Source organism: Pandoraea sp. CB10b_02, assembly GCF_002216225.1.
Lineage (GTDB): Bacteria > Pseudomonadota > Gammaproteobacteria > Burkholderiales > Burkholderiaceae > Pandoraea > Pandoraea nosoerga.
Window position 1 is genome coordinate 249,939 of sequence record NZ_NJGW02000001.1, and the last position, 15,073, is coordinate 265,011.

The window sequence follows — 15,073 nt, forward strand, 5'->3', positions numbered from 1 at the left end:
ACCGGCAAGATGGCCGCCGCGCCGACCGGCGCCGGGCGCTGGCGACGACGCAATGCCGCGGCGCCTCGCCGATCGTCTTCAGGTCGCCTCCCGAGACCCGGGCGCGCGTTAGCCCTGCGTGTCCGGCGGCGTGAAGAACACCATCTCGACCTGCTTGAGCAGCGCGGGCCCGAAGGCCTCACCGCCGACTTCCGGCGCGATCAGCTGCATCAGCACGGGCGAGCCGGGCGGCGGATGCAGCGCGTGCGCGAGCACGCAAAAGTACATTGCCGGGTGCTCCGCGCGAATCACCCCGGCCGCCATGCCTTCGACGATGAGTTTCTCCATGCAGTGGTAGACGGGTTCGAGCAAGTGGCGGTACAGCACCGCGCCGCGCTCGCCCGTCTCCGACGCGTGCAGGGAAATGAAGCGCTTGTGCTCGGGATGCTGCATCGCGTGGGCGGCCATCAGCGCAATGGCCTCGCGCAGCCGGTCCCGGACCGGCCGCGTCGTGTCGTCGGCAATGGCTTTCAGGTGAGCCACGGGGGCCGCGAGCGCGGCCTCGAGCGTATCCACACAGGCGCGCCAGAGTTGCTCCTTCGAGCCGAAATGCACGCGCACGAGGCTGGCGTCGACTTTGGCGGCGGCGGCAATGCCGCGCAGGTTCGCGCCGTCATAACCGAGATGCGAGAAAGCGTCGATGGCCGCGCCGAGCAGGGCGGCGCGGCCATCGGGCAGATGTTTGGGGCGTCTGCCCCGTGTCGTGGAGGTGGCGGTCATCGTGTCGCAACGTCTTGCGGCGGGGGCGGCCGTTCGCCGGCCGGTGCGGTCGCTGCCGCCCCGGCGGCCGGCGTCGCCGCATCGGCGAGCGGCTCGGGCGGCACCCCCATCGCGTAAAACAGGAGCGCAGTATCCGACAAACGGGCGCCGGTTGCACGCACCGTCGTCAGATAGGCGTTCCAGTACTGCTGCTCGCGCCCGCGCGCGGCCGACACCGGCAGCGCTCCCAGGCGCACGCGCGCCGCCGTGTCGCGGTAGATCTGCTCGGCCGCGGCGCTGGCGTTGTCGGCGTGCAGCAGCGACGTGTTGTCCGCCTCCAGCGATGCGAGCGTGTCGGCCACGTTCCTGAACGCGGTGAGCACCGTCTGCCTGTATTGCTCGACGGCCGCTTCGTAGGACGCCTGCGCCGCGCGCCGCTGGGCGAGCAGCGCGCCGCCATGGAAGATCGGCTGCGAGATCGACGCGGCCACGCTCCACAACGACCCGGCGTTGGACATCACGGTCGCCCACTTGAAGCCGCCTTTGCCCATCGACGCGCTGAGCGACAGGCTCGGGAACATCTGTGCCGTGGCCACGCCTACTTCGGCCGATGCCGCCTTGAGCGCCATCTCCGCGGCCTGAATGTCCGGGCGCGACTGGAGCAGCGTCGACGGCACCGAGACCGGCACCTTCTCCGGCACCTTCAATTCGCCCAGCGCGATATCGTCGGGCGCCTGATCGGGCGTGCGGCCGAGCAGCACGGCCAGCGCATGGCGCGTGGACTGCCACTGGGCGCGCAAGCCCGGCAGCGACGCACTGAGCGATTCGGCGTTCTGCGCGGCGGCGAGGGCGTCGGCGCGCGAGACCGCGCCGAGGGCTTCGCGCCGCGCCATGTCGTTCGCGTCGGCTTGCGCGAGTTCGGCCAGACGCTCCGTCGCCTTGACCTGAGCGCCGAGCACCGAGGCGCCGATCGCGCCCGAGACGATGTTGGCCGCGAGCGCCTGGCGCGCCGACTCGAGCTGGAACGCCTGCTGGTCGACCTGCGCGGCAAGCGACGCGTTTGCGAAGCGTGAAGCGCCGAAGAAGTCGAACGTATAGCGCGCCTGGATCTGTCCCACGAACATGTTGTACAGCGCGGTCGGCGGCCCGAGCGTCGGAATGCCCAGCGCCCGTTCGCGCGCCGCCTCGCCGCCGAGGTCGACGGAGGGCAGCAGCGACGAGCCCACCTGCGCCTTGAGCTGCTCGCGCGCCGCCTGCAGCGCATGGTCGGCCGCCGCGAGATTGGGGCTGTTGCGCAGACCTTCGTCGACCAGCGCGTCGAGCTTGTCCGAGCGATAGGCGCGCCACCACGCCTTGACGGGCGGCGCGCCCACTTCGAACCGTTGCGACGTACCCTGCGCCGACACCGTGCGTTCCGGCAGCGCCTGCGTGCCGTAGTGGGCGGGCGAGGGCATGGCGGGCGGCTTGTCGCCGGGCGTGAACGAGCAGGCGGCCAGCCACAGTGACACGAGCGGCAGGGGCAGCAATCGCGGCGCAGCGCATCGACGCGGCGCAGCAGGGGGCAGGGGGCGCGGACTCATGAGCGGTCTCCTTGCGAGCTGCCGGACGCCGCGGCGCCGGTGGCAGGGGGCGCGTGCGACGCGCGTTCGTGGTGGCGCACGCGAAATGCCGCCGCATACAACGCAGGCAGGAAGAATACGGTGAGGACGGTCGCGCTGGTGATGCCGCCCATGAGGGCGGTTGCCATCGGACCGAAGAAGTTGCTGCGCAGCAGCGGGATGAGCGCCAGCACGGCCGCCGCGGCGGTGAGCGTGATCGGCCGGAAGCGTCGCACCGTGGCGCTTACGATTGCGTCGAAGCGCGGGTGCCCGGACGCGATGTCCTGCTCGATCTGGTCGACCAGGATCACCGAGTTGCGCATGATGATGCCGAACATGGCGATCACGCCGAGCATCGCCACGAAGCCGAACGGCTTGCCGAAGAGCAGCAGGGTGGCGACCACCCCGATCATGCCCAGCGGCGCGGTCAGCACCACCAGCATCGTGCGCGCGAAGCTCTGCAACTGGATCATGAGCAGCGTGAGCACGGCGATGATCATGATCGGCATCTGCGCATTGATCGAGGACTGGCCCTTCGCCGATTCCTCGACCGAGCCACCGATCTCGATGCGATAGCCCACGGGCAGCGCCTTGCGAATGTCGGCGAGCTGCTTGTAGACCGCCTCGGTCACGTCGATGCCTTGCTTGCCGGCGCGCACGTCCGAGCGCACCGTAATGGTGGGCTGGCGGTCGCGCTCCCAGATCACGCCATATTCGAGCGTGTCGACGACCCGCCCCAGCGTGGCGAGCGGCACCGGGCCGTTGGGTGTGGGCATGGCGAGCGTGGCGATTTTCGCCGGGTCCACGCGCTCGGCCCTGGGCGCGCGCAGCGTGATCGAAATCAGCTTGTCGCGCTCGCGATACTGACTGATGTCGTAGCCGGTGAGTGTCATGGCGATGAAGTTCGAGATGTCGGCGGAGCTCACGCCGAGCGCGCGCGCCTTCTGCTGGTCGACTTCGAAGCGCACAGAGCGTTGCGACGGTTCGTCCCAGTCGAACTGAACGTCGACCGTGTCGCCGTTGCGGCGCATCACCTCGGCGACCTGTTCGGAGATTCTGCGCACCGTGCCGATGTCGTCGCCGCTCACACGGAACTGCACCGGAAATCCCACCGGCGGGCCGTTTTCGAGCCGCGACAGACGCGTGCGCACGCCCGGCATCGCTTCACGCAGCTTCGGTTCGAGCCATTGAGCGAGCGCTTCGCGTTCTTCCACCGATTTCGCGGTGATGACGAGCTGCGCGAAGTTCGGCGTGGGCAGCTGCTGGTCGAGCGGCAGGTAGAAGCGCGGCGCGCCGGTGCCGACGAAGCTCACCGTGTGATCGATTTCCTTGCGGCCTTCGAGAATTTTCTCCAGCCGCTGCGTCTCGCGCAGGGTCGCCTGGTACGACGCGCCTTCCTGGAGCCGCAGGTCGACCATCAGCTCCGGACGATCCGAGCTGGGGAAGAACTGCTGCGGCACGAGCGAGAAGCCCGCCATCGAGATCAGGAACAGCACCACAGTGATCGCGAGCACCACGAACTTGCGTTCGATGCACCATGTCAGCCAGCCGCGCAGGCGATTGTAGAAGCGCGTGTCGTAGACCTCGTGCTCGTGGTCGTCGCCGTGATGGGCCTCGCGCGCTCGCTCGGGCAGCAGCTTGTAGCCGAGCAGCGGAATGAGCACCACCGCCGCGAGCCACGACGCGAGCAACGCGATCGCCGAGACCTCGAAGATCGAGCGCGTGTATTCGCCGGTGCTCGACTTGGCGAGCGCGATCGGCAAAAAGCCCGAGACGGTCACGAGCGTGCCGGTGAGCATCGGGAAAGCGGTGCTCGTATACGCAAAGGCGGCAGCACGCCTGCGCTCCCATCCCTGCGCGAGCTTCACGGCCATCATCTCGACGGCGATGATCGCGTCGTCCACCAGCAGGCCGAGCGCGAGAATCAGTGTGCCGAGCGAGACCTTGTGCAGCCCGATGTCGAAGAGGTACATGAACAGCGAGGTGACGGCGAGCACGACCGGAATCGAAATCACCACCACCATGCCTGTGCGAAAGCCCAGCGAGACCAGGCTCACGACCAGCACGATCGCCACGGCCTCGGCCACCGCTTCGAGGAAGTCGTCCACCGAGTGCGAGACCGACTGCGACATGCTTGCCACTTCCGTGAGCTTGAGCCCCGCGGGCAGCTGCGCGCGCAGCTCGCCCATCGTGTCGGCAAGCGCGCGGCCGAGGTGGACGACATCCTGACCCTTTTGCATCGTGATGCCGATGCCGAGCACGGGCTTGCCGCCGAAGCGCATTTCCGAGATCGGCGGGTCGACGTAGCCGCGCTTGATGGTCGCGATGTCGCCCAGGCGGAACGTGCGGTTGTTCACGCGGATGAGCGTGTCGGCAAGCTCGGCAACGTTGCGGAACTCGCCGCTCGGGCGCACGACCACGCGATCGTTCGGCCCCTCGATGGTGCCCGCCGGCGACACCGCGTTCTGGCCATTGACGGCCTGCGCGATCTGATTCGGCGAGATGCCCAGGCGCGTGAGCTGCGTGTTGCTGATTTCGACGTAGACGCGCTGGTCCTGGTCGCCGAAGTAGTCGACTTTCGCCACGCCGGGCACGCGCAGGAGCACCGTGCGCAGCGAATCGGCATAGTCGCGCAGCTGCGCAGGACCGAAACCGTCGCCTTCGAGCGTGAAGATGTGCGTGTAGACGTCGCCGAACTCGTCATTGAAGAACGGCCCCTGCACGCCGGGCGGCAAGGTGTAGGCAATGTCGCCGACCTTCTTGCGCACCTGATACCACTCCTCGGCGACTTCGCTCGCCGGCGCGGAGTCCTTCATCGCGAAGAACAGGAGCGACTCGCCGGGGCGCGAATAACTGCGCTGAAAGTCGATCGAGGGCATCTCCTGGAGCTTGCGCGCGATGCGGTCGGTCACCTGGTCCTGCACCTGCTTTGCCGTGGCGCCCGGCCAGAATGTGCGGATCACCATCACGCGGAACGTGAAGGGCGGGTCTTCCGATTGCGCGAGACGCGAGTAGGCGAGGATGCCGAAGATCGTCGCCATGGCGATGAGGAACACGACGAGCGAGCGATGGCGCAGCGCCCACGCGGAGAGGTTGAAGCGCCCCTCCTCGTGGCGGTAGTCCTGCGGTTCGGCCGGCGTTGGCGTTGGCGGTGCGGGGGGCGGGGGTACGGGCGGCTTCCCGTCGAGCGTGCTCATGACGCAAAGTCCTCGGGATGCAGCGGCGCGACGACGCGCACCTTTTCACCGGCGGTGACCGTATGAACGCCTTGCCAGACCACGCGCTCGCCCGGCTGGACGCCGCCGGCGACGGTGACCGTGCGCTCGCCATAACGCGCGATTCTCACGCGGCGCAGCACGAGGGTGTCGTCCGCCTTGACGATCCATACGGCTGGCTGATTGCCATCGTGAAAGAGTGCGGTCGAGGGCAGCGTGATCGGTGGGCCGTCGCTCACGGCGGCGGCCGGGGGCGTGGAAGTTGCGGGCGCGGAAGATGCGGACCCGGAGGAGGCCGCCGAGGGCGCCGACGCGCTCGCCGCCGGTGCGGAGGCAGCGGGCGACACAGCGTGCATGGGCAGCAGGTTGAGCGGCTGTGCGAAGGCCACGTTCGCCGTCATGCCGAGCTTCACGTCGGGGCCGGGCGAGAGCAGCGAGAGCTTGGCGCGGTAAGTCCGGCTCAGCGGATCGGCCGCCGGGGCCACTTCGCGCACGCGCGCCTGCCACGTCTTGCCGGGCACGGCGGGCAGCGACACGGTCGCGGTCTGGCCGATGCGCAGGGCCCCGAGCGCGGCTTCGGGCACGTCGGCAACGACGTCGACGTCCCCCGTCCATGCCAGTTGGTACACCGGTTGACCGGCGCTGACGTTCTGTCCCGTATCGGCCTGCTCGGCCGTGATGACGCCGTCGCGCTCGGCCTTGAGATTGCCGTAGCTCAACTGATCCGCAGCCAATGCCGCCTGCTGGCTTGCCTGATTGCGTTGCGCGAGCGCGCTCGCGTAAGCGTTCTCGGATTGCTCGAGCTGCGCGGGCGCGATCAGGTTCTCGCGCGCCTGCGCACGGTCGCGGGTGACCGTCTGCGTGGCGTAGTCGAGCTGATGCTGAGCCGCGTCGAGCTGCGCGCGGGCGCTCGCGGCGTTTTTCGACAAGTCCGCCGGATCGAGGCGCGCCACGATCTGGCCGGCCTTGACGGCATCGCCCAGGCGCACGGAGCGCTCGATGATCTTGCCGGCGACGCGAAACGACAGCGGCGTGGAATAGCGCGCTTCGATCTGCGCGGGCAGCGACGCAATGGGCGTTTGCTCGGCGGCCTTCGCTGCCACGGCGACGACCGGTCGCGGCGGCGGTTCGGGCGGCGCCTTGCGCGAGCACGCGGCAAGCAAAACGAGAACGGCGGCGGCAAGCGCCGTGGTGGCGACCGTCAGCGCGGGGCGACGGTGGTGTGGGGCAGTATCGGGCAGAGAAGGCATCATGCGCTCATGACTCACCAGGTGAGAAGTCCGGGAAGAAGACCCCCGCGTTCGCGCCCGCCGGCCTTCGCCGCGAGACGGCGAGACGGCGAGACCAGCGCTACCGGCGCGATCCGGAAAAAAATCTACGGGCGATGATATATGGATTGGCCACACGCCGCAACGGTCGCGCGGCGGATTTTGTCGCGTTATTGCCTCGACCTGTGACTATCGATAGGGGCGTGTCATTGGATTGTTTTTGACGGAGGCCGGAAGGCCAACCGGCAAATTATTTTGGAGTACGATCCCAAGCACACACCAACACACTCAACACCTCCCCACACGTCCACGCTGGCGCGCCGCGATTGCATGCAATCGGACAATCTGCAACGGAATGCGCGCCGGGCACCAGGCCGACGGCCGTCCTCATCGGCGCGTCGTCGAACGCCTGGGAAAAATTATCACGGCGCGGAACGTTCTCGCGCCGCACGAGTCGCATTGCGGCCCCCCGAACGTTCAACGATCGACATTCAACGATCGACGATCGACGTTAACCGGAGATGGAAAGCCATGACAACGCGAATTGCATTGGTGACTGGAGGTATGGGGGGACTGGGCGAGGCGATCAGCCTGCGGCTCTCGGATGCCGGATATCGCGTAGCGGTCACGTGTTCCCCTCGAAACGAGGATTGCGAGGGCTGGGTTGCGCGCATGCGCGAGACCGGCCGCGACTTCGACGCCTATCGCGTCGACGTGGCCGATTTCGCCTCCTGCGCGGCCTGCGCGAAAGCGGTCGAGTCCGACACCGGACCGGTCGACGTTCTCGTGAACAACGCGGGCATCACGCGCGACGCCACGATGCGCAAGATGTCCGCCGAAGACTGGCAGTCGGTATTGCGCACCGATCTGGACAGCGTGTTCAACATGACGCGTCCGATCTTTGGCGGCATGGTCTCCCGCGGCTGGGGCCGCATCATCAATATCGCATCCGTGAACGGCAGCCGCGGCGCCTTCGGCCAGGCGAACTACGCCGCGGCCAAGGCCGGCATGCATGGTTTCACCAAGGCACTGGCGCTGGAGGTGGCCAAGTCCGGTGTGACGGTCAATACCGTCTCGCCAGGCTATCTCGCCACGAAGATGGTCACTGCCGTGCCGCGGGAAGTGCTCGAATCACGCATTCTTCCGCAGATTCCGGTCGGCCGGCTCGGACGCCCCGACGAAGTCGCCGCGCTCGTGGCGTTCCTCGCGTCCGACGACGCCGGTTTCATCACCGGCAGCAACCTTGCCATCAACGGCGGCATGCATATGGAGTGACGCGCGTGGCGCGCGACACTCATCTACCTAGGAGAGTGACGATGTCAAAGGAAACGAATCCGGCGTTGGCGCTGGCGAAGCTGGGCACTGCAAGTGCGCTGGGCGCCTACGGTATTTTTCTCGAAGCCGCGCAGCGTGCGCACCAATTGCAGGCACGGCGCGACAGTGAACTGCTCAAGACGCAAGCCGAAGCGAGTCAATCGTTCGACGACGCCAGGGATTTCAACGCGCTGCTCACCGCGCAGTTGCAATTGCTCAATGGACAGCTCGCGCAGCACAACGAGTTCTGGCGTGAATGGTTCGCCGCATGCGCCGACAACCAGCTGCAGTGGGCCGAGCACTGCCGCAAGATGGGCGAAGACGTTCAGCACGGCATGGCCAGTGCGATGACGCTGCCCGATCTGCTTGGGGCGGGAACGAGCGCGGGCGAGGCGGCGAGGGCGGTCGAAGCGCCGCTGCAAAAGTGGTTCCAGGCGTTCAACGACGCGACGCAAAGCACGATGGACGTGTGGCGCCGCATGTCGGCCGAAGCAGCACAGGCGACGCAAGCGGCGGCCTCGCCGCAGTCGCCGCTCAACGGTCGCGTGCCACCCAGGCGCGGCGGTGCGCAGGCTCAGCGTTCGAGCGCGTAAGCCCCGGGCGCTGTCGCCGGCGCAGTGACGGGCGAGGCTGCCGGGGTGGGCGATGTGGACGGCGCGGGCGCCACCGGCTTGCGTGCGTGCCAACTGGCGCGGCGGAACGGCTGATCACGTCCGGAGAGTTTCAGCGCGATGTGGGTGATCCAGCGCTGCGTCGGCACGCGCTCGCCATGCAGCCACATCACGAGCACGAAGAGGCTGGCCGCCATGGGCAGCGCCTTGAGATGCGGCGCGTCGTCGCGACGGCTGAACCAGGCGAAAGCGCCGCATACGGCGAAACCGACCGCCCAGCCGGCTACCGTCTCCGAGATCGAGTGCGCCGAGAGCGCGACCCGCGATACGCCCACCGCCACGCTGCCGGCCATCGCCGCGGCCATGCCGAGCACGCGCCAGGGCCACGCCACGCGCCGCAGCAGCAGCCACGCCATCGTCGGGTAAACCGTCGCCGCAAGCATCGTATGACCGCTCACGCCCGTGAAGTCGAGTTCGCGCACGCCCATGCCCCAGCCAAGGAACATGACCTTGGAGACCGCCACGAGGAGCGCGCCCGCGGCGAACATCATGCCCCACGCGACGGCCATGCGCCACGCGCGCGCCGAGAGAAGCCAGAGGGTGAGCGCCGCGGCCGCCGGCACGGTCACGGCGGCGCTGCCGAAATTGGTGATGGTGATCCAGAAGTTAGACATGACAGCCGCAAATCGGCCCGACGGCAGGGCGCCCCGGGCGAAGGCGCTATCTTACGCGTGCGGCGGCGCGAGGCACAAATGGCGTCCCAGGCCGGTCGCGGCAACCGCGTGTCGGACACCGTTGCCGCGACGGTTCGTCCGACGGCGGCGCACGGCCGGGGTGGCAGCGCTCGCCTGGGCCGCGTGCTCGCCGGCGCGCCTGCCGGGTTTGGGGGCTGATGAATGCGCGAGGTCGTAGTACGATGGCCGCGGATGTGATTCCCCCTCGTCACATCGCTCCAGGAGACTTCATGGCTTTGAACCCGGCGCACGCGAGCCCGCTGCGCCCGCGCAACGACAGCATCGACCTGTTGCGCGGCTTGTCGATCCTTTTCGTCGTCGTCCACCACCTCGCACTCCCATTCCGTCTGCCGCTCGGACCGAGCCTGCTGGGCGACGTGCTGCCGCGTCGCGTCATCAATGGTTTGAGTTTCAACGGATACGAGGCGGTTTTCGTCTTCTTCGTGATTTCCGGTTTCGTCATCACGCGTCGCTCGCTCGAGCGCTACGGTTCGCTCGACGCCTTGCGCTGGCGCCACTTCTATGCCCTGCGCGCCGTGCGCATCTTTCCATTGCTCCTGCTGCTTCTCGCGGTGCTGGCGGTCATGCATTGGCTGGCAGTGCCCGGTTTCGTCATCGACAAGCCGGGGCAGACGCTCGGCGGCGCGCTGGCCTCGGCGCTCACCATGACGCTGAACTGGTACGAGGGCCGCACGACCTGGTTGCCGGGCGCATGGGACGTGCTGTGGTCGCTCTCGATCGAGGAGTGCTTCTATCTGGCGTTCCCACTCGTGTGCCTGGTGTTGCGCGGGCGCTGGCGAATCCTGGCGCTGACGGCGCTGGCCATCTCGCTGCCGTGGACGCGCGCCGCGCTGCAGGCTAACGAAATCTGGCAGGAAAAGGCGTATCTGCCCGGCATGGCGGCGATTGCGTGGGGCGTGCTCACGGCGCTGGCCGTGCAGCGCGTGACGTTGCCGCGCACGGCCGTCCGGGCGACGGGGGCGCTGGGCGTGGCCGGCCTGGTGGCGGTCGTGTTTTTCGGCGGCGCGCTATGGAGCGCGCTGCATGACGGTGTGATGCTGGTGCTCTGCGCGAGCGCGGCGTGCTGGCTGGCGGCCGCGCACGGCTCGACGCGCGCCGTACCGCGCGCATGGCAATGGCTCACGCAAATGGGCCGCTGGAGCTACGAGATCTATCTGAGCCATATGTTCGTCGTGCTTGCGGTAACGCCGGCGTACCTTGCGCTATCGGGCGGCGACATGCGCTGGACGTTCCTCGTCTATCCGCCCGTACTGATCGCGTGCACGGTCCTTGGCGGCCTGTTGCATCGAGGCGTGAGCATCCCGGCGGGGCGCCGCCTGATGCGGCGGAAGGCCGCCCCCGGCGCGGCGAACGTGGTCTGATCGTACCGGTGCCCGCTCGGGCACCAGCTGCATTGCCATCACCCTGATGGGCGGGCTCCCAAAACACGGTGAGCGGGCGCCCATCGCCTGCCAATTTGGGGTGATTCCCGCCAAATCCCCGTCGTAATGTCCGTAGACTGCGTCGCTTTGGAATTTGTTCTTCGAGCGATGTTTTCTTCTCTATGGTCCTCATGGGCAGCATTGCCGGGCCGAGCCGCCGCGGACCGTGACATCGCGGATCCGCCCGGGCACGGGCGCGCGCCTCTACGCCGCCGCGCGCCCCGGATCGTCGTCGGCGGTTTGTGTTGCGTGGCGATGCAACTGACCGGTCCCGCATTCGGCGGCGCGAAGTTCGGCGCACAGTTCGGCGCGACCAGCGGCCGGAGCCCGGCGTCGGCCGAGTCGTACATGGAGCCGGTCGCCACGGTGCGCGTGTCGTCGCCGTTCGGGGTGCGATACCACCCGTTGCGGCGCGTCAGCCACCGGCACAACGGTGTGGATCTGGTCGCCCCGAGCGGCACGTCCGTGCATGCCGCGGCCCAGGGCGTGGTCAGGCACATTGGCTACGAGCGACGCGGTTATGGACGCTATGTGGTGATCGATCACCGATACGACAGCGAAACGCGCTACGCCCACTTGTCGCAGACTGCGCGCCACCTCCGAGTCGGAATGACCGTCGAAGCTGGGGAGGTCATCGGCAAGGTGGGGCGCACGGGTATGGCGACCGGCCCGCATCTGCACTTCGAACTGTGGCGCTACGGCGCGCCGGTCGACCCGCTGCCGCTGATCCGCGAGTCGGCTCGTGCGGCCCCTTCGGCCCCTTCGGCCTCTTCCGCTTCTTCCGCTCGTTGGTACCGCCCGCCGATGTGACGCGGGGAAGCCACACGGCCGTCCGACAGGGCTCGCGAATCGCTCGGCAATGTCGGCAATGTCGGCAATGTCGGGATATCGCAAAGAAGGCGGCACGTCGGCCGGTACCACGGATCACGGCAGCGCCCAACGCCCGTCACGGCGACGGATGCGCGGCGGGCGCCGACGGTGACTGGCGATGATGGCTATGCCACCGCCCGATGGCGACGCGACGGCATGACGCACTGGGCGATTACCGACGCCGAGGCGTCGCACCTGCGCGTGTTCGTGGAGGCATTGCAGGCCGGGACCTGATATCGTGAAGGCTGTTCCCGTTTCCCGTTTCTTATTTCCCATCTCCCATCTCGCATCCGAAGGAGCGCGTCATGGCGCAAGTGCCCTCGCCGAATGCCCCTGTCAACCCTGCGTGGCAGGCCGCCCAGTATGTGAAGTTCGAAGACGAGCGCACACGTCCCGTGCGCGACCTCGTGGCCGCCATTCCCGATCTGCCGGGGCGCACTGCCATGCGCGTGGTCGATATCGGCTGCGGGCCGGGCAATTCGACGCAGGTGCTCGCCGCGCGCTATGCGCAGGCCGAAGTGCTCGGCCTGGACAGTTCGCGCGACATGATCGATGCGGCGCGCGCCCGGTTGCCGCAGTTTCGCTTCGAAGTCGCGGACATCGCTCGTTGGCAAGACGAGCAGGGCGGAGCACCGTTCGACGTGATTCTCGCCAACGCCGTGATGCAATGGCTGCCCGATCACGAGACGCTGTACCCGCGTCTGGTCGGGCGCCTCGCCCCTGGCGGCTCGCTGGCCGTGCAAACGCCTGACAATCTCGACGAACCTGCTCATGTGTTGATGCGCGAAGTCGCCGCCGACGCGCGTTGGGCAACCACGCTCAGGGGTATCGAGCGCACCGCGCGCCATGACGCCGCGTTCTACTATGCGCTGCTGCGTGCAACGTGCTCGCGCGTGGACGTCTGGCGCACCACTTACTACCACCCGCTGGCCGCAGGCGCGGCGGCCGTGGTGGAGTGGTTCAAGGGCAGCGCATTGCGGCCGTTCCTGGCAAAGCTCGACGAGGACTCGCGTGAGGCATTCCTCAGCCGCTACACCGACGCCATATCGAAGGCCTATCCGGCGCTGGACGACGGCACGGTGCTGCTGCCGTTTCCGCGGCTATTCGTCGTCGCGACGCGTTGATCGATCCGGCGGGCCGCCTCCGCTTGCGGCCCAGCCTCCGGCGCTTGCCCGCGCTCTTACGCTTGCTTCCTCCTGCTTCCTCCTGCTTCCTCCTGCTCTTCCACCGGCGCTGTCTCCCTGCGCACCATGGCCCTCCGAAATCCGTCTGACAGACCGCCAAGGCCCTTCGCCACCCGTGCGGCAAGCGTCCGCGGCCCAGTGTAAAGTAGCGGGCATGAACGCCTCCACCCCACCGCCCCGGCCGTTTCGCAACGCCCCGCTGTACTGGCGCTCGTCGCTCGTGCCGGGGGCGGACATGCTCACGGCCGAGTACAACGATCACACCTTCGCACCGCACTGGCACGACGCCTACACGTTCGCCTGCATCGTGGCGGGCGCGGAGCGCTATTTCTATCGCGGTGGCGAGCACGTGGCCGACGCGGGCTCGATCGCCATCATTCATCCGGGGGAGGTGCATACGGGCGCGCGCGAGACCGACTTCGGCTGGCGCTACCGCGTGTTCTATCTGCCGGTCGATTTCGTGAAGGGCGTACAGCGGCAGTTGGTGCACGCGCACGCGGGGCCGAACTCGGCCGAGGACGCCATGCCGTGGTTCGGCGAATATGTCGTACACGACGACGAGGCGTTGCAACGGCTCGTCACCGCACATCGATTGCTGCAAGGCGGCGCGGATCCGCTCGTGGCCGAAAGCGTACTGATCGAGGCCGTGTCGATGATGCTCGTGCGTCACGCGCAGGCGCGGGTGCCGGCGTTGCCCGGGCATCGCGACGCGGTGCGCGTGGAGACGATGAAGGCGCGACTGTCGGCCGATCTGACGGAGCCGCTGTCGCTCACGGCCCTGGCCGAGGCTGTCGACCTCTCGCCGTTTCACGCGGCGCGCCTGTTCTCGCGCGAGACGGGCCTCGCGCCGCACGCCTGGCGTAACCAGCTGCGAGTGGTGCGCGCCTTGCCGGCGTTGCGCGCCGGGGCGTCGGCCACCGATGTCGCGCTCGCCCACGGCTTCAATGACCTGTCGCACTTCACCCGGTATTTCCGGCGTGCCTTTGGCGTGCCACCCGGGAAGTGGAGCGCAGGGAGTGCAGGGAACGGAGGAGCGGCGGCGTGAGCGCCGCGACGCTCGCCCGAACATCGCCCGAACCTCACCCGAATGACGCCGACTTCCGGTGATTTCCGCTGACGTCTGGGCTGCCGGGTGCCCGCTCCCGTGGGGCAGTTCCCTTCGGGCAGTTCCTGTGTGGCAGCTCCCGTCTGGCCGCTCGATTTATCGATGGTGCGAGCGTCGATCATGGATTATCGTTCGTCCCTGATTTGTCCTGCGGATGCGGACGCATTCTGGCGACGGGTTGGCAACTGACGAGGCACGAATGCACGAGGGATGGTTAATGCACGAGGGATGGTTAATGCAGTCACTGGCCGCGCATGCCTGGGGCATGGCGATGGTGGCCGTCGTGGGAACGGCGGCAGGTGTGGTGAGCGGCGTGGTCGGGACGGGCTCGTCGATGATGCTCCTGCCGGTACTCGTCTACACATATGGGCCGAAGCAGGCGGTGCCGATCATGGCCGTGGCCGCCATCGTCGGCAACGTGTCGAAGGTGCTGGCGTGGTGGCGCGACATCGACTGGCGCGCGGTGCTCGCATATTCGATGGCCGGAGCGCCGGCCGCGGCGCTCGGGGCCCGCACGCTGTGGAGTCTGCCCGCCACGGCGGTGGACGTCGCGCTGGGCCTGTTCTTTGTCGCGATGGTGCCCGTGCGGCACTATCTGCTTCGCAAGCACTGGCGGCTCTCGCTCTGGCAACTGGCGCTGGCCGGGGCCGCGATCGGCTTTCTGACGGGGATCGTGCTCTCCACCGGGCCGCTTAGCGTGCCCGCGTTCGCCGCCTACGGCCTGTCCGGCGGCGCGTTTCTCGGCGCCGAGTCCGCCAGCTCGGTGCTCATTTACGTGGCCAAGGTGCTGATGTTTTCCGGCCTCGGCGCGTTGCCGCCCGAGGCATGGGCCAACGGTCTGATCGTCGGCGCGACGCTGATGTTGGGCACGGTGCTCGGCAAACGCTTCGTGCTCGGTCTGCCTGCCCGTGTCTTTCAACGCCTGCTCGACGTCATGCTCATCGTGTCGGGCAGTGTGATGCTCAGCGCGGCGTGGCGCTGATCGGGCTCCTTG

13 protein-coding genes are annotated in these 15,073 nt (G+C 68.0%); 8 read left to right on the top strand and 5 right to left on the bottom strand.

Annotated features, from left to right (window positions below; translation table 11 throughout):
* Window positions 1-108 precede the first annotated feature (108 nt).
* From CDN36_RS01020 to CDN36_RS01035, 4 genes are read right to left on the bottom strand one after another with little or no spacing between them, the layout of a single operon-like run.
* On the bottom strand, window positions 109-759 hold the full coding sequence (locus tag CDN36_RS01020) for a TetR/AcrR family transcriptional regulator (RefSeq protein ID WP_150554335.1): 651 nt from the start codon (window positions 757-759) through the stop codon (window positions 109-111).
* Window positions 756-2,318 carry an efflux transporter outer membrane subunit gene (locus CDN36_RS01025; protein WP_287495775.1) on the bottom strand — a complete coding sequence of 521 codons (1,563 nt, stop codon included), beginning with the start codon at window positions 2,316-2,318 and terminating at the stop codon, window positions 756-758. The genes CDN36_RS01020 and CDN36_RS01025 overlap by 4 nt, the downstream gene beginning before the upstream one ends.
* Window positions 2,315-5,533, bottom strand: coding sequence for an efflux RND transporter permease subunit (locus CDN36_RS01030; RefSeq protein ID WP_287495776.1), 3,219 nt, complete (start codon window positions 5,531-5,533; stop codon window positions 2,315-2,317). The genes CDN36_RS01025 and CDN36_RS01030 overlap by 4 nt, the downstream gene beginning before the upstream one ends.
* Entirely contained in the window at window positions 5,530-6,801 is a 1,272-nt protein-coding gene (locus CDN36_RS01035) for an efflux RND transporter periplasmic adaptor subunit (protein ID WP_150554521.1), read from the bottom strand. Before CDN36_RS01035 ends, CDN36_RS01030 begins: the two co-directional genes overlap by 4 nt.
* A gap of 549 nt (window positions 6,802-7,350) precedes the next feature.
* Between CDN36_RS01035 and phbB the strand changes: the two genes are divergently transcribed.
* Window positions 7,351-8,094 carry an acetoacetyl-CoA reductase gene (phbB, locus tag CDN36_RS01040; RefSeq protein WP_287495777.1) on the top strand — a complete coding sequence of 248 codons (744 nt, stop codon included), beginning with the start codon at window positions 7,351-7,353 and terminating at the stop codon, window positions 8,092-8,094.
* Window positions 8,095-8,135: 41 nt separating this feature from the next.
* A complete protein-coding gene (locus CDN36_RS01045; RefSeq protein ID WP_150554339.1) occupies window positions 8,136-8,726 on the top strand; it encodes a hypothetical protein in 591 nt (196 codons plus the stop codon).
* On the opposite strand, the gene CDN36_RS01050 is transcribed toward CDN36_RS01045, so the two are convergent.
* Complete coding sequence (locus tag CDN36_RS01050; protein WP_287495778.1) at window positions 8,708-9,418, bottom strand: phosphatase PAP2 family protein; 711 nt, start codon at window positions 9,416-9,418, stop codon at window positions 8,708-8,710. The genes CDN36_RS01045 and CDN36_RS01050 overlap by 19 nt on opposite strands.
* A gap of 290 nt (window positions 9,419-9,708) precedes the next feature.
* Between CDN36_RS01050 and CDN36_RS01055 the strand changes: the two genes are divergently transcribed.
* The 6 genes from CDN36_RS01055 to CDN36_RS01080 all read left to right on the top strand — a co-directional run bounded on the left by CDN36_RS01055 (window position 9,709) and on the right by CDN36_RS01080 (window position 15,061).
* On the top strand, window positions 9,709-10,860 hold the full coding sequence (locus CDN36_RS01055; RefSeq protein WP_287495779.1) for an acyltransferase family protein: 1,152 nt from the start codon (window positions 9,709-9,711) through the stop codon (window positions 10,858-10,860).
* A 315-nt stretch (window positions 10,861-11,175) separates the two neighbouring features.
* On the top strand, window positions 11,176-11,730 hold the full coding sequence (locus tag CDN36_RS01060) for a M23 family metallopeptidase (RefSeq protein WP_174966262.1): 555 nt from the start codon (window positions 11,176-11,178) through the stop codon (window positions 11,728-11,730).
* A gap of 168 nt (window positions 11,731-11,898) precedes the next feature.
* Window positions 11,899-12,024, top strand: coding sequence for a hypothetical protein (locus tag CDN36_RS01065; RefSeq protein ID WP_287495780.1), 126 nt, complete (start codon window positions 11,899-11,901; stop codon window positions 12,022-12,024).
* Window positions 12,025-12,095: 71 nt separating this feature from the next.
* The gene (tam, locus tag CDN36_RS01070) at window positions 12,096-12,914 is read left to right on the top strand and encodes a trans-aconitate 2-methyltransferase (protein ID WP_287495781.1); all 819 of its coding nucleotides are present in this window, start codon (window positions 12,096-12,098) and stop codon (window positions 12,912-12,914) included.
* 214 nt (window positions 12,915-13,128) lie between these two features.
* Complete coding sequence (locus tag CDN36_RS01075) at window positions 13,129-14,019, top strand: helix-turn-helix transcriptional regulator (RefSeq protein ID WP_287495782.1); 891 nt, start codon at window positions 13,129-13,131, stop codon at window positions 14,017-14,019.
* 295 nt (window positions 14,020-14,314) lie between these two features.
* Window positions 14,315-15,061, top strand: a complete 747-nt coding sequence (locus CDN36_RS01080; RefSeq protein ID WP_287495783.1) for a TSUP family transporter — start codon at window positions 14,315-14,317, stop codon at window positions 15,059-15,061.
* The last annotated feature ends 12 nt before the right edge of the window (window positions 15,062-15,073 follow it).